The organism is Paenibacillus sp. R-74696, assembly GCF_055814915.1.
Window position 1 is genome coordinate 78856 of sequence record NZ_JBPULM010000038.1, and the last position, 23132, is coordinate 101987.

Annotated in this window: 20 protein-coding genes; 4 read left to right on the forward strand and 16 right to left on the reverse strand. The window is 44.2% G+C overall.

Annotated features, from left to right (window positions below; genetic code table 11):
* The first annotated feature begins 279 nt into the window (after positions 1–279).
* The gene (locus tag ACSR9A_RS18550) at positions 280–1233 is read left to right on the forward strand and encodes an HD-GYP domain-containing protein (protein ID WP_473758771.1); all 954 of its coding nucleotides are present in this window, start codon (positions 280–282) and stop codon (positions 1231–1233) included.
* A gap of 78 nt (positions 1234–1311) precedes the next feature.
* Here the strand turns inward: ACSR9A_RS18550 and ACSR9A_RS18555 are convergent, their stop codons facing one another.
* The 7 genes from ACSR9A_RS18555 to ACSR9A_RS18585 form a co-directional block, all read right to left on the reverse strand.
* Entirely contained in the window at positions 1312–1977 is a 666-nt protein-coding gene (locus ACSR9A_RS18555) for an oxidoreductase (RefSeq protein ID WP_473758772.1), read from the reverse strand.
* A gap of 180 nt (positions 1978–2157) precedes the next feature.
* A complete protein-coding gene (gene ptsP / locus ACSR9A_RS18560) occupies positions 2158–3885 on the reverse strand; it encodes a phosphoenolpyruvate--protein phosphotransferase (RefSeq protein WP_473758773.1) in 1728 nt (575 codons plus the stop codon).
* Entirely contained in the window at positions 3878–4150 is a 273-nt protein-coding gene (locus ACSR9A_RS18565; RefSeq protein ID WP_473758774.1) for an HPr family phosphocarrier protein, read from the reverse strand. The genes ptsP and ACSR9A_RS18565 overlap by 8 nt, the downstream gene beginning before the upstream one ends.
* A 44-nt stretch (positions 4151–4194) precedes the next feature.
* The gene (locus ACSR9A_RS18570; RefSeq protein WP_473758775.1) at positions 4195–5610 is read right to left on the reverse strand and encodes a 6-phospho-beta-glucosidase; all 1416 of its coding nucleotides are present in this window, start codon (positions 5608–5610) and stop codon (positions 4195–4197) included.
* On the reverse strand, positions 5603–7528 hold the full coding sequence (locus ACSR9A_RS18575; RefSeq protein ID WP_473758776.1) for a beta-glucoside-specific PTS transporter subunit IIABC: 1926 nt from the start codon (positions 7526–7528) through the stop codon (positions 5603–5605). Before ACSR9A_RS18575 ends, ACSR9A_RS18570 begins: the two co-directional genes overlap by 8 nt.
* 156 nt (positions 7529–7684) lie before the next feature.
* Positions 7685–8236, reverse strand: a complete 552-nt coding sequence (locus ACSR9A_RS18580) for a DJ-1 family glyoxalase III (protein WP_473758777.1) — start codon at positions 8234–8236, stop codon at positions 7685–7687.
* Positions 8237–8251: 15 nt separating this feature from the next.
* The gene (locus tag ACSR9A_RS18585) at positions 8252–8809 is read right to left on the reverse strand and encodes a DJ-1 family glyoxalase III (RefSeq protein ID WP_473758778.1); all 558 of its coding nucleotides are present in this window, start codon (positions 8807–8809) and stop codon (positions 8252–8254) included.
* Between the two features lie 257 nt (positions 8810–9066).
* Here ACSR9A_RS18585 and ACSR9A_RS18590 point away from each other — a divergent pair, with 257 nt between their 5' ends.
* On the forward strand, positions 9067–10041 hold the full coding sequence (locus ACSR9A_RS18590) for a LysR family transcriptional regulator (RefSeq protein WP_473758779.1): 975 nt from the start codon (positions 9067–9069) through the stop codon (positions 10039–10041).
* Positions 10042–10187: 146 nt separating this feature from the next.
* The gene (locus ACSR9A_RS18595; protein WP_473758780.1) at positions 10188–11573 is read left to right on the forward strand and encodes an MmgE/PrpD family protein; all 1386 of its coding nucleotides are present in this window, start codon (positions 10188–10190) and stop codon (positions 11571–11573) included.
* Between the two features lie 140 nt (positions 11574–11713).
* On the opposite strand, the gene arsC is transcribed toward ACSR9A_RS18595, so the two are convergent.
* The 8 genes from arsC to ACSR9A_RS18635 form a co-directional block, all read right to left on the reverse strand.
* The gene (arsC, locus tag ACSR9A_RS18600; protein ID WP_473758781.1) at positions 11714–12139 is read right to left on the reverse strand and encodes an arsenate reductase (thioredoxin); all 426 of its coding nucleotides are present in this window, start codon (positions 12137–12139) and stop codon (positions 11714–11716) included.
* A 15-nt stretch (positions 12140–12154) separates the two neighbouring features.
* Positions 12155–13555 (reverse strand): arsenic transporter, encoded by a 1401-nt coding sequence (locus ACSR9A_RS18605; RefSeq protein WP_473758782.1) that lies wholly within the window; start codon positions 13553–13555, stop codon positions 12155–12157.
* Positions 13552–13908: an ArsR/SmtB family transcription factor gene (locus tag ACSR9A_RS18610; protein ID WP_473758783.1), complete on the reverse strand. Its 357-nt coding sequence runs from the start codon at positions 13906–13908 to the stop codon at positions 13552–13554. The genes ACSR9A_RS18605 and ACSR9A_RS18610 overlap by 4 nt, the downstream gene beginning before the upstream one ends.
* A 268-nt stretch (positions 13909–14176) precedes the next feature.
* Positions 14177–15103 carry a carbohydrate ABC transporter permease gene (locus tag ACSR9A_RS18615; protein ID WP_473758784.1) on the reverse strand — a complete coding sequence of 309 codons (927 nt, stop codon included), beginning with the start codon at positions 15101–15103 and terminating at the stop codon, positions 14177–14179.
* Between the two features lie 24 nt (positions 15104–15127).
* On the reverse strand, positions 15128–16000 hold the full coding sequence (locus ACSR9A_RS18620) for an ABC transporter permease (protein ID WP_341283082.1): 873 nt from the start codon (positions 15998–16000) through the stop codon (positions 15128–15130).
* Positions 16001–16201: 201 nt separating this feature from the next.
* Entirely contained in the window at positions 16202–17893 is a 1692-nt protein-coding gene (locus tag ACSR9A_RS18625) for an ABC transporter substrate-binding protein (protein WP_473758785.1), read from the reverse strand.
* 123 nt (positions 17894–18016) lie between these two features.
* A complete protein-coding gene (locus tag ACSR9A_RS18630) occupies positions 18017–19765 on the reverse strand; it encodes a sensor histidine kinase (protein ID WP_473758786.1) in 1749 nt (582 codons plus the stop codon).
* A 14-nt stretch (positions 19766–19779) separates the two neighbouring features.
* The gene (locus tag ACSR9A_RS18635) at positions 19780–21345 is read right to left on the reverse strand and encodes a response regulator (RefSeq protein WP_473758787.1); all 1566 of its coding nucleotides are present in this window, start codon (positions 21343–21345) and stop codon (positions 19780–19782) included.
* Positions 21346–21860: 515 nt separating this feature from the next.
* On the opposite strand from ACSR9A_RS18635, the gene ACSR9A_RS18640 reads away from it, so the two are divergent.
* A complete protein-coding gene (locus tag ACSR9A_RS18640) occupies positions 21861–22076 on the forward strand; it encodes a hypothetical protein (RefSeq protein WP_473758788.1) in 216 nt (71 codons plus the stop codon).
* Between the two features lie 123 nt (positions 22077–22199).
* Here the strand turns inward: ACSR9A_RS18640 and ACSR9A_RS18645 are convergent, their stop codons facing one another.
* On the reverse strand, positions 22200–23012 hold the full coding sequence (locus ACSR9A_RS18645; RefSeq protein ID WP_473758789.1) for a UTP--glucose-1-phosphate uridylyltransferase: 813 nt from the start codon (positions 23010–23012) through the stop codon (positions 22200–22202).
* Positions 23013–23132: the final 120 nt, after the last annotated feature.

Consider the following 23132-nt stretch of genomic DNA (forward strand, 5'->3'; position numbering starts at 1 on the left):
CTTGCTGACGAAATGAATGCGGCTACCGCGTCCAATTCCATACTCATGTTAACACATTTACATATTTTATCCAATTAAAAAGATTCATTTCTAACTAGACCTGGAACCTTATATATTTCCCGCCTTATTAACAGGATCTCGATTTATAGATAGATGAGCAGCGTTTATGCAGCGCTAGTAATTCCATGTAGAGGTTGAGCATTAGGATATGATATAATTTCATAAAGCTAAATACATAATTTAGAAATAAATTGAATGATTGCTGAGGTCCTCCGTCCTATGAAAAATTACATCGCTCATCAAGCAGAAACCTTTATTCTTAGTAAATATACAAGCCGCTTCTTATTCGGAATCGCATTTCTTGCTGTTATTGCGGCTGACTTTTGTTTCGAAAATTACATATTGTTTCAGTTTGCTTATTTAATGCTCAGCTTACTGGTAGGCCTTTCTTTTTGGAAGGAAACCTGGATTCGAAGCATGCTCGTCGTTCTTATCGTTTTCTTTAGAGTTTATTTGGAGCAGCAGCCGGTATTTCTCTTTCATGATGAATTCCTCTTGAGAGTCTTCACTTTAGTCATTACGTATTTCTTAACCTCCTCTTCTATTTCGTTTATGATTTTGTATTACAATAGACAGAAGCAAAATATGCTTCAGCTCACCTTTACATTAGCTAAAGCCTTGGATTCAAGAGATCATTATACAGCCGACCACTCGGATAACGTGGCTTATTACTCGAGGAAAATCGCCGAAGAAATGAATCTGTCCAAGCTAGCGTGCGAACGCATTTATATTGGCGGCATCCTTCATGACATTGGGAAAATCGGCGTGCCTGAGCATATTCTCCTCAAACCATCTAGGTTAACGGACGGAGAGTTTGAAATTATTAAGGAGCATCCTACTACGGGTTATGAGATGCTAAGTCATATCTCCCATCTTAAACGGTCCGGCATTCTGGATATGATCCTTCATCATCATGAAAGATTTGACGGACGCGGCTACCCGAGCCGTATTGGACATACCGAAATTCCAATAGCAGCTAGAATTATGGCTGTTGCAGATACGTTCGATGCCATGACCTCCAAGAGGGTCTACAGAGGAGAGCTCGATGTTGAGTTTGCGATAGAGGAAATTCGGAAAAATGCAGGAACACAATTTGATCCCGACGTAGTCAAAGCCTTTATGAACATCTGGCAGCGTGAAGGACCTCAATTATTATCCAAGTATTCTGCTTAGCCAACCATAGAGCAGCCTTGGAATAAAGAAACAGCTGCAGCCTCGGACCTGAAAATAACGTCCTAGACCGCAGCTGTTTTATTTTTCCTGCTTTAGCTTTACGATATGCTCATTCTCATGAATATGAATGCCCGCCTGATTGCTCTTCGCTGCAAAAATCATCGCTTTGGCAACAGTATTGGCCTGCACAGGAGCATATTTCCTGAGCGGTCCCGAAAACAGTGGGGAAAGCAAGCCCGACAACGATGAGGCGATTCGTTCCCCGAACCGAAATTCCTCCCGCTCGCCAAGCAGCAGCGAAGGACGGAGTATATGCAAAGCTGGAAGCTTGAGGCTGCTCAGCGCTTCTTCCACTTCCCCCTTCACACGATTATAGAAGGCTCGCGATGATGGATTTGCCCCGATTGCAGATACAAGCAATAGCTGCCTTGCTCCTTGCCTGCTCGCCAATTGTCCGAGCGATAGCGGGTATTGATAGTCTACTTTTCGAAAAGCATCCTGACTCCCTGCCTTCTTGATTGTCGTACCGAGTGTGCAAAACACATCGGCACCGTCCATCTGCACACTCGCTTGCTGCAATTGCTCGAAGTCGATGATTTGCTCCACGAGCTTTGGATGCTCCATGCCCGTTGGCCGCCGAACAAGAATCGTTACGGCCTCGTATGCTGCATCGTTAAGCAACAATTGAACCAGCTCCTTGCCAATTAAGCCTGTGGCTCCCGCCACTACAGCTGTTCTGTTCATTTGGCTGCCTCCTGTAAAAAACGCTATTATCAACTGAAAATTTAATCGTTCGCAATATTTGACTCCACTTTAGAAGAGTTTAATATAGTGCATCCCTGTTTTCAATTGCCTACGCGAAAAGAGACCATCTCGACAGTAGTTTTATCTACCAGGAGATGGTCTCTATAGATGAGTCAGGGCTTATTTGAGAAGCAGCGGCTGGATCTTCTTCTCTATGAGTTCTGCAACCTCATATGCAGTATTACAAGCTAGAGCTTCTTCGGCAAAAACATTCATAGCTTCGTACGACAATTTGGATATTTGGCTGCGAGCAGGCAGGATCGATGCGGCACTCATGCTGAATTCATCGAGACCAAGACCTACAAGCAGCGGAATGGCTGCCGCATCACCCGCCATTTCTCCGCACATGCCCACCCATTTCCCTTGTGAATGAGCAGCGTCGATTACCATTTTGACCAAGCGCAATATGGCAGGGTTAAGCGGCTGATACAAATATGAGACCCGTTCGTTCATTCGGTCAGCAGCCATCGTATATTGAATCAGATCGTTGGTGCCGATGCTGAAAAAGTCTACCTCTTTGGCGAAGCGATCAGAAAGTATAGCGGTAGATGGAATCTCCACCATTATGCCGACCTGTATCTGGTCTGAAACTTGAATATTTTCAGCCTCCAGCTTACTTTTTTCCTCCAGCATAATTTCTTTGGCTTGACGGAACTCATCCAATGTTGAAATCATCGGGAACATGATCCTTAAATTTCCATACCTACTGGAGCGAAGCAGCGCACGGAGCTGGGTACGGAAAATATTCTGGTACTCCATACATAAACGGATAGCCCGGAAACCTAAGAATGGGTTCATTTCTTTAGGAAGCTCTAAATACGATAGCTCTTTATCTCCCCCGATGTCCAGGGTTCGAACGACCACTGGCTTGCCATCCATTTTCTCCAATACAGACTTGTAGGCATTAAACTGTTCATTCTCTGATGGCATGCTGTCCCGGCTCATATACAGAAATTCTGTCCGGTACAGCCCCACCGCTTCGCCTCCGTTTGAGAGGACAGCGGACACGTCCGCAGGGGTGCCAATGTTCGCCGCCAGCTCCACATGATGACCATCTGCAGTCACGGTAGGCTCATTTTTCAGCTTGGCCCATTCATTACGCTGCTCTTCATACTGCCCTTGCTTGATACGGTATTGCTCGACGGTTTGCTCATCCGGGTCGATGATTACGATTCCTTCCAGACCGTCAAGAATCAGCAGATCGCCGCTACGAATTTGAAGCGCTGCCCCTTTCGTCCCTACAACCGCGGGAATTTCAAGTGATCGAGCCATAATAGCTGAATGAGTGGTCCTCCCTCCGATGTTGGTTATGAATCCCAACACATAATTCCGGTTTAGCTGTGCTGTATCCGATGGCGTCAGATCCTCAGCCACCAGAACAACTTCGTCCAGAATGGAGCCCAAATTTTCAGCCTTTACTTTCAAAAGATGCCCCAGCACTCGCTTGCTAACATCCCGCATATCTGACGCGCGTTCCCTTAAATAAGCACTCTGCATATTCTCGAACATAGCGATGAAGAACTTTGTTGTTTCTTGAAGAGCATGCTCGGCATTGACCTGCTCCTCTCGAATGAGACGCTCGATCGGTCCAATGAGCTCGGGATCGTTCAGTACGAGCAGATGGGATTCGAAAATTTCCGCCTTTTCCTCGCCTAATTGCTCCAGCGTCCGCTGCTTCAGAGCCTGCACGTCCACAATCGATTGTGCCAAAGCCTCGTGAAATCTGAACATTTCGCCATCTGCATCATCAATCGTCCATTTCTCCGCCTGCAAATTCGGCTGTTCGATAACGAATGCCTTTGCAATAGCAATGCCTGCCGAAGCCGCTATACCTTCTATGTTAATCATAAAGAATACCCAGGCCTTCCTTCTGGAATATTCCCTCAATCGCCTCAAGCGCTTCGGCTGCATCTTCTCCTTCTGCAATGAAGGTGACTACATCATTCGTGCTCAGGTCAAGCGAAAGAACGCCAAGAATGGATTTCAAGGTTATCCTGCGTCCATCCGCTTCAGCAAAAATCTCGGCTTTAAAATTACTCGCCATATTCACAATGGCTGTCGCCGGCCGGGCATGGATACCATCTTCACTTAATACCATAAATGTTTTATTCATCTCTACCAGCTCCTATTTGTAGTTGCAAGTTGTCAATGCAAGTTCTATATCGTTTCTCCATTGCTTCTAATACATTCCTGATACCAATAGAAGGAGTCCTTTTTATATCTTTGCAAGGTTCCTTTGCCATCGTTATCTTTATCGACATAAATAAAACCGTACCTTTTTTTCATCTCACCGGTTCCGGCACTAACCAGATCGATACAGCCCCAAGGCGTGTATCCAAGTAGTTCTACGCCATCCTCCAGCACCGCTTTTTTCATTTCTTCTACGTGTCTTCTAAAATACTCAATACGGTAATCATCGCGAATTCTGCCATCCTCTTCGACCGTATCTACCGCGCCCAAACCATTCTCTACAATAAACAGCGGGATTTGATACTTATCGTACAGCCAGTTCAGCGTAATACGAAGACCGACGGGATCAATTTGCCATCCCCACTCACTGGCTGGAAGAAGAGAATTTTTGTAGCCGCTAATCTCATTGCCCTCGCTCGTATTCTGAGTTGCCGGATTCGCAATGGCGACAGAGCTAGAGTAGTAGCTGAAGCCAATAAAATCAATTGTTCCCTCTTGCAAGATAAGCGCATCTTCTGGCTGTGTTTCAATGATTAATTCATTTCTTTCCAGAAAATGATAATATGAATTAGCGTACCTGCCGCGTACATGAACATCCAAAAACATGTAGGCTTCCTGAAGCTTCTTTACGCTTGCCAGAACATCGTCTGGACTTGCAGTCGCCGCATAGGAGGTCGGGTGAAGAAACATGCCTCCAATAACAAACCCCGGATTAATTTCCTTGCCAAGCTTTACGGCCCTTGCACTGGCGACCAGCATATAATGAGCTGCCTGGTACATGGTCTGAAGCTTGTTCTCGCCTTCAGTGATTTGAATGCCTCCAGGCTTCCAAGGCTTGCGGACAATCATATTGATCTCATTGAACGTCATCCAATATTTAACCTTGTCCTTATACCGGGTAAATACGGCTTGGCAATAATTCAAATAAAAATCAATCAGCTTGCGATTTCTCCAGCCGCCGTATTTCGTGACTAGATGATAGGGCATTTCAAAGTGGGATATTGTAATGACCGGTTGAATGCCGTATTCAAGGCAGGTATCAAACATTTCATCGTAAAACAGCAGTCCTTCCTTATTAGGCTCCTCCTCATCCCCAATCGGAAAAATTCTGGTCCATGCGATACTGGTTCGAAAGCACCGAAAGCCCATTTCATGAAATAACTTAATATCTTCTTTATATCTCGAATAAAAGTCGCTGGCTTCATGATTGGGATAATAGCGATCCGGCAGCACGCCATCCGTGACTTCCCGTTCCACCCCATGGGCAGCAGCCGTCATCACATCGCTGACACTGACACCTTTGCCGCCTTTATTCCATCCGCCCTCTACCTGATTCGCGGCAACTGCGCCGCCCCATAAAAAATCGTCCGATAATCTACTCATCCGTATCATTCCTTTGAGCATCAATCGCTAGCAATGCTTCGCTTATTGCCACCTGCTTCGCGGCTACTTGAACAACGCTCTTGTATTCATTCGTGTTAGAGATAATGACCGGTACTACCGTATCATAGCCCGCAGCTCGAATAGCTTCTTTATCGTATTCAAGAAGCAGGTCTCCCTGTTTGATTAGCTGACCTTGCTTCACATGCGCCGTGAAATGTTCGCCTTTTAATTTGACGGTGTCTATACCAACGTGAATGAGCATTTCCACCCCATCCTTGGACAGCAATCCGATCGCATGGTGGGTACGGAATAAGGACATGACTGAGCCGTCAAATGGAGCATACACTTTTCCATCGTCTGATTCGATTGCAGCACCGGCGCCAAGCGCAAATATAGGATCATCGATTTCAGCGATGCTTTTCACCTTTCCGTTCAAAGGCGAATTTATGATGATTTCTCGTGCTAAGCCGCTTGCTGCATCCCTTGTTTTCTTGGCAGTGGAAGGCTGTTCTTTAACTGCTGCATTGCCAGCTGCTCCAGCGCTTACCGCTACCGCCTCCGGCATGTCTTCCTCATCAATGCCCCAGATTAGGACTCCGACCAAAGCAAGCGTGATACTGATCGCAACGCCAATTAAAATATGAATATAGCTGTCTGCAATGTAAGTCGGCAGCGCCAATAATCCCGGCAAAATCAAAGCCGTTGCTCCGCCGCCCCAGAAGTTCACATAGGCAGCCCCAATACCTCCAGATACCATTGCCACGATAAAAGGCTTTTTATACTTCAGGTTATAACCGAATATAGCGGGCTCTGTAATTCCAAATAATCCGGTCAAGCCGCTTGATAAGGCGCCCGATTTTTTTGCTTTATTTTTCAACAGGAAAAACACGCCAAAGCATGCTCCAGCTTGAGCCAGATTGCCCGTTAAATTTGCTGGCGATATGACGGAATAACCATACTCTGCAATCAGTTGGCTGTTAATTGGCGTAATTGAATAATGCATCCCAAATATGATGAGCACAGGCCTGAATGTGCCAAACAGGAACGAACCAATTACGCCGTTCGCCGTATAGAGGTACGTTACGATTTTGGCGATGCTGCTCCCCACATAGGTTCCGAAAGGTCCGATCGCAATTAAGCCAAGGGGAACCATAATAAACAAGACAAGCATCGGGACAAACAAGATTTTGAATAAGTCCGGTATCCGTTTATCAATAAAACGATACACATAGCTCATGATCCAAACTGAGATGATGATTGGAATAATCGTCGATTTGTAATTGACTAATAAAAGCGGAAGCCCAAAATAGTCTAAGCTGGTGACCCCTGTTTTCGCTACGTTGGCCGCCCCTTCCATGAGGGTTGGGTACATGTAGGCTCCTGCTAAAGCAACCGCTAGATACTCACTGGTTTTAAACTTCTTAGCTGCACTGACCGCAAGGAAGAACGGAAAGAAGTAAAAAATCAAATCGCTAATTAAGTTAAATACCTGGTAAGCGCCACTTGTTGTTTCGATCAAGCCCATGCTAGTAAGTATAGCCAGCACGGACTTGACCATTCCGCAACCGATGAGCACGGGGATAACTGGGCCGAATATGCCAGCAACCGTTTCCACAATTCTGGAGATCACATTTTTCTTTTGCTTTACTTCTTTCACTTCGATGTCGCTCTTATCTAAATCGATCATCTCGCTGAGAGCATCGAATACGGCTTTTACTTTTGCCCCGATGATAATTTGCAGCTGACCGCTTCTGAATTGCGCTTTAAGAACGCCTTCCAATCGATCAAGCGCTTTCAAGTCAACGGAAGCTTCATCCTTTACGTTAAACCTCAATCGGGTAGCACAATGCGTTAGGTAGGTGATATTGCTTTCCCCTACTTGATCTAATATTTGCTTGGCTAAATCCTCCGTTTTCAAGCTGCTTCCCCCTCATCTGTCTGTTCTATCTCTTTACCTTGCTGAGTGAATATCAGCCTTGGCAACCTTCCGCCCTGAGCGTAGGGGAGCCAGAATCGAGCGCTCTGCCCGATCCTTCCCACATCCACGCCTGCCGAGCTTCACGGCAAGTTTTTTTTATTTGCCGCCGGCCAAATGATATAACATTTTCTCACGCAAGCCAGACGTATCTTTGCCAAATATTTCGGCGATTTTATAGGCAAACGGATACGGTGTCGCCGGTCCTTGGCTTGTAACCAGATTTTGATCAGCTACAACAACTTCATCTTTGAAAATGCCGCCGATCAGCTTTTCTGCGTAGCCCGTATAACCCGTTACCTGTTTGCCGTCAATGACCTTGGCATCTGATAACACGACTGTACCGGAGCACATTGCGCCTATATATTTTTGATGCTCATTAAAATATTGGACCATCTTGATAACTTCCGGATTTTCGCGCAGGTTCTGCCCCCCTGGACGTCCACCAGGCAGCACAACCATGTCGTAGCTCTTCACTTCTTCGCCAAAGGGTTTGTCGCCCTCCACATAAATGCCATGCATCCCTTTGACCAGCTTATCTCCAAAATAAAAGGTGTCGCATGTCAGGCCCGCTCTTCTCAAAATATCTACGATCGTTAATGTCTCGCCTTCTTCATACCCCTCTGCCATCAACACTGCTATTTTAACCATGCTTATACGTCCCTCCTATTCTGCATTAAAGGAATTAAAATACACCATCCGATTTTTCACCGCCAGGCTGTCTCCGCCAAGCACGTCTACCAATTTATAAGCAAATGCATAGGTCGTTGCAGGCCCGCGGCTGGTAACTAAATTACGATCCACCACTACGACATCTTCCTTAAAGGTGCCGCTTGTTTCAATCTTTTGATCGTAGCCTACATAGGCTGTGAAATTTTTTCCATCGAGCACCCCTGCTTTTCCTAAAACAATTGGCGCTGCACACATTGCACTCACAAACTTTCCAGCCTGATTCATCTCCTGCAGCAGTCTGATCACTCGGTCATCATCCCGCAGCCGTGTAGCTCCTTGCAAACCGCCTGGCAGCACAATCATATCGTAGTTTTTTACATCGTCACTGATGAGTGCATCCGCCTTGACTACGATGTCATGAGCGCCGCGAACGCGTTCACCTGCAATGCTAATTAAATGGCACTCTATTCCGGCTCGTCTTAAAATGTCTACAATCGTTAAAGTTTCGCTTTCTTCAAATCCTTCCGCCAACATCACTGCGACTTTACTCACATTCACACCCTCCTGCTTCTTGATAAGCTGGGCCTTATTCTCTGCCACTTTGCTTATTCTTAATTTGTCCTATTTTCGGACCGACGCCTTGAACATCGTCGGTTGTGCAGCATAAATCCTCATTTGCTTTTAACGCAACCATACCTTAACATGGATTACACGCAACTGAGAATCACATTTACATTTTGTATATGTAATAATAAGTTGCAGACATTTTCACAGCAGATTATACGGCTATTACATGACGGAGGTTTTTTATGATAAACAACTACAAGTATTTTCTAGTTTTATCTGAAGAGCTGAACATATCAAATGCAGCCAAACGGCTGTTTATCTCCCATCAATGCTTAAGCAAATATTTGAAGGGACTGGAACAAAGATATGATGTTTCTTTTTTTGAGCGAAAACCTAAATTTGTATTAACAGCCGCCGGCAAAATCATGCTGGATACGCTGCGCCAAATTGAGCTCTCGGAGCAAAATCTAGAAAATCAGCTTAGCGATTTGAAAGAGGACAGAACAGGCACCATTCATCTCGGAATAACGGAAGGGCGCTATCCGATTTTGGTTCCTAAGTTATTAAAGGAATTTCATAGCCTTTATCCGAAGGTAGAATTAACGATTCACCGCACAACCTCACCGCAGATGCAAAAAATGGTGCTAAATCACTCACTTGATTTATTTTTGTCTGGTGTAAGCAACCTGGCTTCTCAGCAATTAAAATACGAAACGATCCTAAATGAGCATATGTACCTTGTTATTTCTGACAACTTATTAAAGCAGTATTTCGCAAATGACTTTCCCGCGTGTAAAGAGACCTTTGCGAAGGGGGCCGATTTGCGTTTATTTCAACATGTCCCCTTCGTTCTGAATGAGAAAAATTTCAATTCCCGCATTCTCCTAGATAGGCATCTATCTGAATGTGGGATCTCTTTGAACTGCATTAATGAGCTGACCCAGCCTGACATCCATCACCTGTTATGCGCTGAGGATTATGCAGCCAGTTTTTGCTTAACGATGTACTTGTCTGGAGTCAATCAATTAAATCAGTCCAAAAAATATTCCTATTTGAATGTATTCCCCATTGCAAACTTTACATCGGTCAATCCGCTTGCTCTGATATATAACAAAAACAAAATATTTCCAGCCTATACACAGGACTTGAAAAATATTATTAAACGATTTTGCAGCCCCATCGCTCATTTTTCACATGAACTACAAGGAAACATATAGTTTGTGCTTCTGCTCATGGGAAAGCTGCTTGTTGAGAAAGACCCTCCCCTAATCGCAAATAAAAGTTGCTGTATTGCAAATAAGATGTGCTTGATATCGAGGCATATTCCGTTAATATCAGCAGTAAAGAATGATGGGGGCAGGTTATGAACCTTTTAATTGATGAATTATCCAATTACGCAGCAAATCTTAGATATGAGGATTTATCCGAAAGAGCCATTGAAGTAGGGAAGCAGGTCATCTTGGATGCATATGGAAACATGGTATTTGGCCGTTACTGCAAAGAAAGCAAGCTTATTATGGACTATGCAAAATTAGCAGATACCGAGGTGAAAAACGAAGAATTAGTCCCTTTACTCGGTGAGGAAGATACCTTCACAGGTTCTGATACGGCTGTTTTTGTACATGCCATGATGGCACGCTGCGCAGATTTGGATGATGGCTATCGGCATGCGATGGGACATCCCGGTTCAATTCTCGTACCGCTGCTGCTTACGATGGCTCATTTGCACAAAAGGAATGGCAAAGAAATGATCACGGCCATTGTAGCAGCTTATGATGTTTACGCTCGCCTTGGCGAAGCTATCAATCCTTTTATGTACCGTGAAAGAGGCTTTGATGCTACTGGCGTTTGCGGTGCTGTTGCAGCAGCAGCGTTAATGTCGAAAATGACTGGTGCTGATGCTGTACAAACAAAACATGCCATGGGTATTTCCTCCTTATTTACAGGGGGATTAATCGAATATCAAAATGATGGGACATCCGGAAAAATCATGTGCAACGGATGGGGTGCATTAACCGGTATGAGGGCGGTAAGGCTTGCTGCCTGCGGCTTTACCGGGCCTGATGCTGCGCTTGAAGGAAAATACGGATTTTTCCAAGCGTTTACGGGAACAAGTGGTCATTGTGATCTAACCCATGTAGCAAGTGATCTTGGAAAAATTTTCAAAGTAACAAGCATTTATTTCAAACGCCATGCTTGTCAGCGAGGGCTGCATGCCATTTTGGATGCGATGCTCGACTTGAGAGAAAGCTATGCCCTATCGCCAGCGAAGATCAAATCAATCGATATAAGAACATCCTCGTTTATCTTTCGCCTGTCCAATCCGAATCCCAAGACAGCCGTCGGCGCGCAGGCAAGTACACAATTCACATCGGCAGTCGCATTAAAATATGGCCGAATGGACTCGGAGGACCTCATATACAACAGCTTCACCGATCCTGAAGTTCAAGAGTTGGTTGGTAAAATAACCGTTTCAAAGGATGATGAGGTACAGGCGTACTTAGCCGGAAACCCTACGCATTTTTGTGCAGCTAAAGTCATCCTAGAAACTTGTGAAGGAGAAACCTATGAAAGATGGGTTCCTGTGCCTTTAGGGGATGTCGAAACTCCATTTGGCTGGGAGATGTTGAAAGTTAAATTTAACCATTTAATTGAAGAAACGCCTGCTGGTAAAACAAAAGAGGAACGATTTGATTTTCTGAGAAATCTTGAAAATTTTAATGATATCGACAGGTTATTCCGATTTTAAAATGATTTGTTTACTGGTTTGGCTAGTCTCGTGAGAAAAAGCCTCTCTCTTAAAAGCGAATGGCTTCACCCCTGATCATTTTAGGGCGAAGCCATTCGTTCTTTGTTGCAATCTTTTCCCAATCGCATTTTAACAGCTCTTTACTTGCCTTCTTGTACGAATTGTTCAATGCGATGTTTAATTGAATCGCGAACCATGCGGAACTGAGCGATGATCTCTTCCTCTGTTCCTATTGCTTTTGCCGGATCATCAAAGCCCCAGTGCCATTTGATCACGTTCGGATTGGAAACGACAGGACAATGCTCGTCTGCATGCCCACAAAGAGTAATGACATAATCAGCATGATTTAGAATTTCAGAATCAATGACATCGGACGTATGGCTGCTAATATCGACACCCGCTTCTTTCATTACTTGAACGGCACGAGGATTTAAGCCATGAGCTTCAAGCCCTGCACTTTTCACTTCATAGTTATTCCCGCCAATTAATTTCAAAAAACCATCGGCGATTTGGCTTCTGCAGGAGTTACCTGTGCACAAAAAATAAATAAGTGGTTTGTTTTTCATTTTCTTATCCCCTTTTTAATATGGACAGCTTCCTTTTTTACCCAGCCATTTCACCAAAACCGCTGTAATCAACACGATGACGGCGGCTGCCAAAACAGTAGAAATCCAGACGTTAAGGTTTACTGTGTAGATGAAATATAGCCATGCAGACAACCCCGCAAGTGTCATAAATAGAGTCGGTACCGTTAATAAAAGTCCGATCTTAAAATAGTACCCCCAGCTAATTTTCACCTCTTTGCGCGAAAGCACATGAAGCCATAGAAGAGTAGCTAGTGAACCAATCGGTGTAATCTTCGGTCCTAAATCAGAGCCAATCACATTAGCGTAAATCAATGCTTCACGGAGCATCCCTTCCGTTTGGGTTCCATTTATAGCTAACGCGTCAATCATGACCGTCGGCATATTATTCATAAGGGAAGACAATATCGCGGCAATGAAGCCCATTCCCACCGTGGCGACAAACAATCCCTTATCCGCAACCGTTTGAATCACACTTCCAAGGGCATCCGTCAGCCCCGCATTTCGCAAGCCGTATACGACAACATACATGCCCAAGGAGAAAATGACGACCGTCCATGGAGCTTCCTTTATCAGCTTTTTCGTATGAATGATTGGACTGTTGCGGGCTGCAATAAGAAAACAGGCAGCAGCTATACCCGCTACAATCGAAACCGGAATGGAGAAAAATTCGCTGCCGAAATACGCCAGCAGTAATACAGCTAAAATAACCCAAGAAAGCTTGAATAATCTCTTATCCTTGATGGCATCGACTGGCTTCTTTAATTGAGCTAGCTCGTAATTTTCCGGTATGCTGTTTCTAAACAACAGGTAGAGCATGATTAAGCTTGCAATAATGGAGAAGAAGCCCGGAACGATCATACGGCTGGCATACTCTGCAAATCCGATTTCAAAATAATCGGCAGATACGATATTAACCAAATTACTCACAACTAAAGGCAAAGAAGCAGTGTCTGCAATAAACCCGCTCGCCATAATAAAAGGCAAAATCATTTTATGTTCAAATTTCAAAGCCCTCACCATGGAAAGCACGATCGGGGTAATAATTAATGCGGCACCATCGTTTGCAAAAAATGCAGCGACAGCAGCTCCAAGCAAAATGACATACACAAACATAAGCTTGCCATTCCCTTTTGCGAGACGGGCCATATGCAGCGCTGCCCATTCAAACAGACCAATTTCGTCTAAAATCAGCGAAATTAAAATGATCGCTACAAAGGCAAGGGTAGCATTCCATACAAGCGCTGCAACCGCGCCAACATCAGCGAAGCTCACCACTCCCATGAGAAGGGCAAGCACCGCTCCCGCCGTTGCCGACCAGCCAATGCTTAACCCCTTCGGCTGCCAAATGACAAATACAAGGGTGAGCAGAAAAATGACAACGGCAATGACAGTCATGTTTCCCCCTGAATGCCGCAGCTGTTATTTTTCAGGCCTACTAATTGTGCTTTCATGGAAGGCAAATATTCATAAACACATTGTACATAGGCTTCCGCTTCCGGGTTTAAAGAATAATAGACCCACTGCCCCTTTTTCTTTTCGCTCAGCAGCCCTGCTGCTTTCAGCTTGCGAAGATGCTGGCTGGCATTCGGCTGAGACATCCCAATCATTTCGGTTATATCACAGACACAAAGCTCTCGTTCTCTTAACAAAGCAATGATGGTTAACCGTGTTTTATCCGCTAACAATTTATAGGCTTCCGCCATCTGTTGAATTTTTCGCTCCATATGTTGCTCCACATGTTGTTCCATATGCGGCACCTCCCTATATATCTAATTAGCTAATCCTCGTGGCATAATCATATAATTAAACACTTATATAATCAACGGCGAATATATTAAGCTTTTGTAAAGTCAGCGTTATTTATGAGCTGTCGCACAACCGCTTTTGCCACTCTTCCTGAACCTTCTGATAGGCATAGATGAGAGAGGATAGCTTCTCTGCCGGAGAAAAAAAACAGCCAAGTGAAATCAGGCGTGAATGCCTGATTTCACTTGGCTTACAGTTAAAAATCTTCCGTTATCCCTTCACACCGCCGACAGTCATCCCTTGCACAAAATACTTTTGCAAGAATGGGTAAACGATAATAATCGGCAGACTGGCAACAATCGTCATCGTTGCTCGAATGGAAGTCGGGGTTACCATCGTTACATTGCCCTGTGCATTGGCAAAGGCATCAGCTGCTGTTCCGCCTGTGCTGGTAGTCGTGCTTGATGTTGAGAGTACCTTCATCAGCTCATATTGCAGTGTACTTAAATTAAGACTGGAAGAGTTATACAGAAAAACATCAAACCAGGAGTTCCATTGATAAACCGCTACAAATAGCGAAACCGTCGCAAGGGCCGGTACGGTAAGAGGCAGAACAATACGCATAAACGTCGTAAAGTCCCCAGCGCCATCAATTCTTGCCGACTCCATAATTCCTTCGGGCAAGCCTTCAATAAAGGAACGAATGACAATCATGTTAAAGACACCGATAATTCCGGGAATAATATAGACCCAAAAGGTGTTCAGCAAGTCCAGTTCTTTCGTCAGCAAGTAGTTCGGAATTAAACCTCCGCTGAAATACATCGTAAAAATAAAAATGATGGTCACAAACTTTTTGAAAACATATTCAGGGCGGCTGATTGTATAGGCTAGCATCGCAGTACAAAACACAGAGACTACTGTCCCTACTATCGTGCGCGCTATAGAAATAAAGGTTGCATGGAAAATAGCGGACTCATTGAAGATGTATTCATAATTTCGCAGCGTCCAATCACGAGGCCAAATATAGATACTCCCACGAATGGAATCATTGGCATCATTAAAGGAAAGAGCAAACATATTCAAGAAAGGGTACAGCGTTACAACGATCAGCAATAGCATAAAAATGATATTGCACACATCGAATATTTTATCAGGGGAAGAAAAGTATGCTTTACGAGTTGATTTGGCCTGACTCATAGTGTTTGCCTCCTTGCACATGGATTAGTAGAGCCTGCTTTGACCTAACCGTTTCGCAATATGGTTCGCTGCGATCAGAAAGATAAAGCTGACAACCGTCTTAAACATACCGGCTGCCGTTGCCAAACCATAGTTATTCATCTGCATGCCATATTTCAAAACAAATATATCAAGATTTTCTGAATAGTCCACGTTCATACTATTGCCGAGCAAGTATTGCGGCTCAAATCCAGATTCAAGAATAAATCCAAGATTCATAATTAATAAAATGACAATGACCGGTCTCATGCCTGGAAGTGTAATATGCCAAATACGCTGTAAACGTGACGCTCCATCCATTTCTGCCGCCTCATATTGCGCAGGGTCGATCGTTAAAATGGCAGCAAGATAGATGATGGTGTTCCAGCCTACATTTTTCCATATTTCAGATATCCCTAGAATGCCCCAGAAATATTCTCCTTTACCTAACCAGAGAATAGGCTGATCAATCAGCTGCAGCTTCAGCAGCAGGATGTTGACAATACCTTCGGGAGAAAGTGCGGTTTGCACAATGTTTGCCGCAACAACCCATGAAATAAAGTGAGGTAAGTAGCTAATCGTTTGCACCGTTCTTTTGAAATAAACGTTGCGCAGCTCATTAAGCAGCAGCGCTAATACAATAGCTGTTATGAATCCTAATACGAGATTAATGGAACTCATGACAATCGTGTTGCGCAATACGAGATAAAAGGCCTCTTCTTTAAATAAAAACGTGAAGTTATCAAGCCCAACCCATTTTTGATCAAAAAGATCCTTAGCCGGCTTAAACTTTTGAAAAGCGATCGTCCAGCCCCAAAGCGGAACGTACTTGAATAAGATGACCCAAGCTAAAAATGGCAAAGACATCAGCATGAGCATTTTCTGCTTGGATAGTCTTTTTAATAAGTTTGTTTTGTGCAAGCGGCCAGTAGCCGTTGCTACAATTAGCTCAGTCTGTTTCCCCACTCCAGATGCCTCCTTTATATATAAATTTTCTAATAATTCAAAATTTTGGAATGAAAAGGCGGAGTTAACCCCACCTTTTCCTAGCCTCATCTCCTATTAGATACCTATTCAAGCTTACCAATTGCCTGCAACACGTTCCTTCACCTTGTTTGTAATAAATGCTTCAAAGCCAGCAACGTCCAGCTTGCCGAATTCTTTCACATACTCATTCCAGATGGATTCATAGGCTGACTTGGATGCAAACACCAGCTTGGGATAGTATTTCTTTTGCAAATCCTCGGATTTTTGATTATAAATCTGTTCGGGAGAGCCTTGCTCCTTCAAAATACTCCAAGCAGGATACCATGGTCGTTCTACCGGCTGCGCAAACATCTTGGAGAAGGTTTCCACTTTATAGGATTCAAGCAATTTGAGATCGCCTTCTGTATAATTCGCAGCCGCTACTTCAGGCTGATTGCCTACAGTGTAGGAATTGCCGTCCTCAAATACAGAGTTGCTGCCATAACGCGGCCATTCATAATCAAAATACGCCCATCCGTAAGAACGTTTAAACTCATTATCATTACGATTGGCAAGCTGTTCCTTATCCATCACGAAGCGGCCTTCTTCGTTCTTGGAATAGGTTTCACCTTCTTGCCCCCACTGAACCAGCTTCTGATTCTCTTCGGTCAGCAGGTTATCCCAATATTTAATAATACGGATAGGGTCCTTTGCACTAACGGAAATCCCGATCCCGCGATTGTTGACAAATGCAGGAGGATCGATGTAAGCATCTTTAATACTTTCGTCGAATACGATTGGGAGCCCTACATAACGAAGATCGTCATTGCCAGCAGCTTTAAGGTTGTTGGTAGCATCTCCTGTCTGCCATCCATAGTTGAAGTACCCCAGCACACGACCGGAAGTAAGCTTTGCAAGATACTGGTCCTTGTTAGCAGTAAAGGTCTCTGGATCAAGCAGGCCTTTGCTGTTTATATCGTTTAATGCAGTCAACCATTTCTTCTCGAAATCCGAAGCTGCATACACTTTAGCTTCATGGGTGTTCATATCAACCATTACATTGCCGTCGTTTGGATATCCGGCTAAATGCATAGGCACGTTCGTAATGGAGTAAAAATCACCCGACACACCTGCGGAAGTAATGAATCCGATTGTACTTTTACCGTCCATCGTAGGATATTTGGCTTGATATTTCTCAATCAGTTCAAAATATTGATCGAGTGTCTTCACTTCAGGGTAGCCAAATTCCTTCAATACACGGCGTTGAATCCAGAAAGCGCCTTGCCCAATGTCCGGCTCAGTCAAATATCCGTTGACATTGGCGGTATATGGAAGAATATAAATATTTCCGTCTTCGCTCTTGATTTTATCCATGTAATCGCCATATACCCGCTTAATGTTCGGGGCATGTTTCTCGATTAAATCATTTAATGGAATAAGCGCTCCTGCATCAATCAGCTTCTCAAGCTCCGCAACTGGAGATATAACGTCGGGATATTCTCCCCCGGCAATCATAACGCCAGACTTTGTGCTCGCATCGCCGACGACAAATTCCATCTTCCAGTCAACACCTGTTTGTTGCTCGAGCACCTTGCCAATGGTCGTGTCGCTGGCAAGCACATCCTTGTTCGAGCCGAAGCCAAAGTAAGAAAAGGTCACCGGCTCTGTACTTACTTCGGAGCCCTCCGTCTTACCTGCCTCATTGTTTCCAGCGTTCTTTTCTCCACCATTGCTGCAGCCTGCAATAAGCAGTGCCGAAGCCATTATAATTGCCATACTTGTCTTTAGCCATTTCTTGTTGATCATTACTTTGTCCCCTCTCTTGCAACAATAATTGTAAGCACTTTCATTATAAAAGAAATGAGGGCGCAATGTTACACCGCAAACCTTAGAATGTTCTTTGTAAAGTAAAGGATCTGACTGGCTCATTTAATGATTTGCATTACCCATTGGCAAGCGCAGCATAATACGTGTGCCTTTCCCCGCATGGCTGTCTATCGTATAATCAAACGAATTTCCATAACAAAGCTTCAAGCGTGTTAACACATTTTTCATGCCTACCGAATCGCCCATTGTTACGTTCTCGGAAAAGTAATGATGCAGCTCCTCCAGCTTTTCTTCGCTCATGCCGCCTCCATTATCGGCAATAACAAATAAAATCCGTCCCTTTTCTTGTCCAATTTGAATGGTAATAAAGCCTATTCCGGGACTGCTTTCAACGCCGTGAATGCTGGCATTTTCTACGAAGGGCAACAAAGTCATTTTCGGTATTTCATATTCCAGTAAGGATTGTTCAACAGCAATCTGGAACTGAAGCTTATTGTCAAACCGATACTTTTGGATTTCCAGAAAGCTTTCAATCAATTCCAGTTCATCACGTATCGTAACGAAGCTGCGCTTCCACGAAATCGACTTACGGAATATTTTAGCCATATTATGAATGGTGTTGGCCGTTTCTGATTCTCCCTTCATCAGGCTTCGCATACGGACCGTTTCCAGTGCATTAAACAAAAAATGAGGATTGATTTGGCTGTGCAGCGCATGAAGCTGTGCTTGTCTTTGACGTATTTCCAGCTCCTTTTTTTGAATATCCGCTACATAAACATCATTAATCAAATTTTCTATTCGCTCGCTCATACGATTAAATTCAACGGCAAGCTCGCCAATCTCATCCCGTTCCCGATTATAGGGGATTCTTCCAATCGTTTTGTTCCTCACTGACTTCATGTGCACTAAAATATCTTTTATTCGTGTATGGATGGAACGGGATACCATGATGATGATGAGGGTAGGGACAAGAAAATTGATGATTGCGAACCACAAAATAAACTGTCCTGACTGTCGCACCTCATACAAGATCTTCTTTTCATCCATTACGCCATATAACGTCCAGCCTTCCATATAACGTCTATCATGATATTGCTTTTGGATGACAATCGGCTCATCCGGCTTTTTAATCTCATTGACAGTCCATTTGTCGCCTGCCGCTAGCTGGTCGCCCAACTGCCCGTTAACTAGATGGCTGTAGCGAACCTGATTGCTTGGATCCAAAATATATATATCGCCCTCAAAGCTGGAGAGTGCTATTAATTGAGCAATGTACTCCATGTTTAAATCAATCTTTATGATATGCTCGTAGGCTTGATAACGCTGATCTGATATTTTTTGAATGACACTGATGTTTTCCGGCGTTACATGCAAAAACGGATACGTATTACTGTAATCTTCCACATGCTGATACCAGTCGCTGGCCCGGATCGCATCATCAAGCTTGACGATATCGCCAGAGACCAAAATAGTCGGATTATCACTCATGATGACAGCCGAGCTCAGCATTTTATATTCCTTGTCCGATCGGTTGAAAATGTTGGAAATGGATGCGAGCGACTCGATATATTGATCGTAGGTTTTATATTCTGTATTCAGATGATGGATCAGCGATTTATCAATGGAATACAAATAGGTAATGCCTGCCGCATCATCAATGGCAACGCCAAGTTCTTTTTTCAACTGCGTAATCGCCAGATCTGCGTCTGCTTTTTTCTGATTTTTTATTTTATTGGTCATGACGTTGTAAAACATAATATTCGTCAGCACAATGGGGATAAATACGCAGACGATATAGATGAAAATCAGCTTGTTTCGCAGCTTTAAATGATGCAGACTAAATTTGAACACCCCGCATAGCCTCCTTATTTTCTGCCTATGATCTTATTGCGATAATCTGTCGGAGTCATTTTTTCCAATTTTTCAAATTGTGTTGCAAAGTAATCCGAATTCGGAAATCCAACGAGCTCTGCGATTTTATACATACGGTTGTTCGTTTGCCGCAGTAGACGCTTGGCTTCTTCAATGCGCAGTGAAAGCAAATACTCATTAAAATACATGCCATAGCTTTTGCGAAAGAGCTGGCCGAGGTAAACAGGATTCATATAAAATTTTGCTGCGATTCCTTTCAAATTTATATTATCCGTAAAATTAGCATCAATATATTTTTTTATTTTTTCAATGCTGCCCTTACCTTTTTCACTTCGCTTTGCGGCTATATAGCCAGCCGATTCTTCTACAAAACGCAAGCATATATGCCGAAGCTGATTCAGGTTGCGGTATTTGTTTCGCCAATCCAGCAGCTCATTCAGCAGCAGCAGCTCCTTCTCGTCCCCTTCAAATTGTCTGATGGTGTTTATGACCGCAATAATACTCCGTCTGATGGTATTGGCGACCGCGTCTGGAGCAAAACGCAATTGCTGAAATTGTTCAAAAATAGTATGGATGACAGCCTCATAGCCCTCACGCACATTCTCTTCCATCTCGGTAATCAATTTGCTATGCAATTCTTCATCTACGTCAAAATAATATAAGGACAGCGGGAGCATCTCAGAGGCCATTATAATACCGTGCGAGCCTGCAGCAAAACGGTAATTCAAGCATTGGTTTGCGCTGCTCCCAGAATGGTCAATGCGCTTAAGATGCTCCTCCCTGCTTCCGATGAATAAGCTTATCGTCGTTCCCAGCTCTTTCTCCAGCATATCCAGCAGCCAGGCATAAGCCGTATGCTCGTTATCGCCCCATTGCATTAGCCATGCTTGTGGGACAATAAGTCCATACTGATTGTTCTCGCGCACATGAACGAGCGGAAGTGTCCCTTCGGGCTGCATATACCGCTGAAGCGCCGTCTGCATGGCCGGTAAATAATCGAATGATCTGGGCAGCTGCATATCCTGTATTTCTGCAATGACATAAGTGTAAGGAGAAGCGGCTGGCAGCTTCAATATATGGGAAATTTGCTGAATCACCTGGTCGTTGGGCTCGGTCTGCAGCAAGGTTGCGATTATGGTCTGATCGAGCGGTTTTTCTCCTGTATATGACAAAAGCTGCATTTGATTCAGCGTATTTTCCACCTTTTTCAAAGTGGCGCCCAGTTCTTTCTTGTCCACTGGCTTCAAAATATAATCCGACACATTGTAGCGCAAGGCTTGCTGCGCATAAGTGAAATCATGATGCCCGCTTATAATGATAAATAACGGCTGGTGATCTCCCTCCTCCTTCACATGCTTGATCAGCTCGAGGCCATCGAGCATAGGCATCCTGATATCAGCAATAACCAGATTAGGCTTCAGTCGTTCAATTAGCTCAATAGCTTGCTTTCCGTTCTCTGCTTCTCCGCAAATTTCGAATTGCATGGCGGCCCAATTCATTAAATTAATCAGGCCCTTTCGCACAAATATTTCATCATCCACAATGAGCACCTTATACATAGCTGATCCTCCTTCATCATGTGCAGCCGTCCGTTTGATCCTATGATACCATGCTTAAGAAACAAGTCCATTGCTTGTGCACACGCGTCTTACGTTCTCTTTCTCCCGGTATGCGTCAAACCAAATACACTTTTGCATAGCTCATGCAGCCATAATTTAGACAGGTTGCCGCCGGCTATTTGAACGAAAATTCGGCAAAATTTGCTGTCCTCAGAGTTCTCAGACACGCCCTAGTTTTATTTAAAAATACACTACCAAATTAAATTAGACGTCGACGTATATTAAATTTTATGTAGACTATGAAAACAATCAAATGCCTCGTTACAAATAATAGATTGCGGACATATATTGTAGCATATACGAGAAAGGGGGTTTGCATATGTCAAACTTCAGTTCATCCTCCTGCTCTGGCGGCAACCGCACTGGTGGCAACCGCACTGGTGGTAGCCGTACTGGTGGCAGTCGCACTGGCGGCAACCGCACTGGTGGCAGCCGTACTGGCGGCAGTCGCACTGGTGGCAGCCGTACTGGTGGCAGTCGCACTGGCGGCAACCGCACTGGCGGCAATCGCACTGGCGGCAATCGTTCACATGGCCATCGTTCACATGGCCATCGTTCGCATGGCCAGCATCACCGCTCGCATGATAACTGCAATCGGGCCGAGCAATTCGATAGAAACTCGGATGACGATTACGAGTAAGCAGCTGAGCACTTCACGTACTAGGTACTAGGTACCGACTGTCGCCTTCTTCTGAAGGCGACTCTTTTTGTTTACGCAAAAAACAGAAAATAAGAGATCAAAGAGAACCTTTAACGAGCTTCATCCCCGTTTGAAGGTTCTTCCCCTCTCCCCTTTAAGACTGCTTGTTCATTCTGTAAGCATGACGCTGTGCGTTAATATACTCCCTTTCAATACTAGTATCGTACCATTTTTCCTTAAAAACATAGCCGTACGCTTCATCCTGCTGACATAGATCGTTCAGTGCATCCGTTAGCTGAAGCTCTCCCCCGCTTTCAGCCTTCAATTGATCAAGAGCAGCAAATATTTTAGATGTCAAAATATATCTGCCCATGACCGCAAGATGGGATGGCGGGTTCGTCTTGGGCTTCTCGACGATGGAATCAAGCCGATATATCCCGGCTTGAATCTGTTTTCCAGAAATAACCCCGTAGTTTTGCAGAAGCTCCTTCTCCACAGCCTGCAGTCCGATAACCGGATGCTTGAAGCGCTCGTACAGCTTAATCATTTTGCGCAGCGGAGGGGGCTGTTTCAAGCAAAGCTGATCCGGCAGTAAAACAACAAACGGATCGTCCCCGGCGAACGTTTGTCCCAACTGAACAGCTTGGCCAAGCCCTAGAGCTTCCGGCTGTCGTACATATTGGAAACTGACCTTCGGCGGCTCTATTCCTTTAAGCATATGGCTCTTGTGGTGTGTGTTTAAAAACCATTCCAACTCAATGGAGCGATCAAAATAATCCATTATCTCTGTCTTATTGCGCGAGAGAATAATCAAGATTTCCTTGATCCCGGCATTGGTCGCTTCCTGAACAATATAGTCAATGACAGGACGGCTGTTAATAGGGAACATTTCTTTAGGTATCGCCTTAGTAATCGGCAAATTGCGTGTACCGTATCCCGCCGCAGGAATAATCGCTTTGAATACCACTGATATCACCCACTCTCATTGGAATTTCATCCAATATATAGTAATAACATATTAGCAAAAATCGATTTTGAAGCTTGTCCTCTATGAAAATAAGGCAAATGCGGCAACCCATTTCAATAG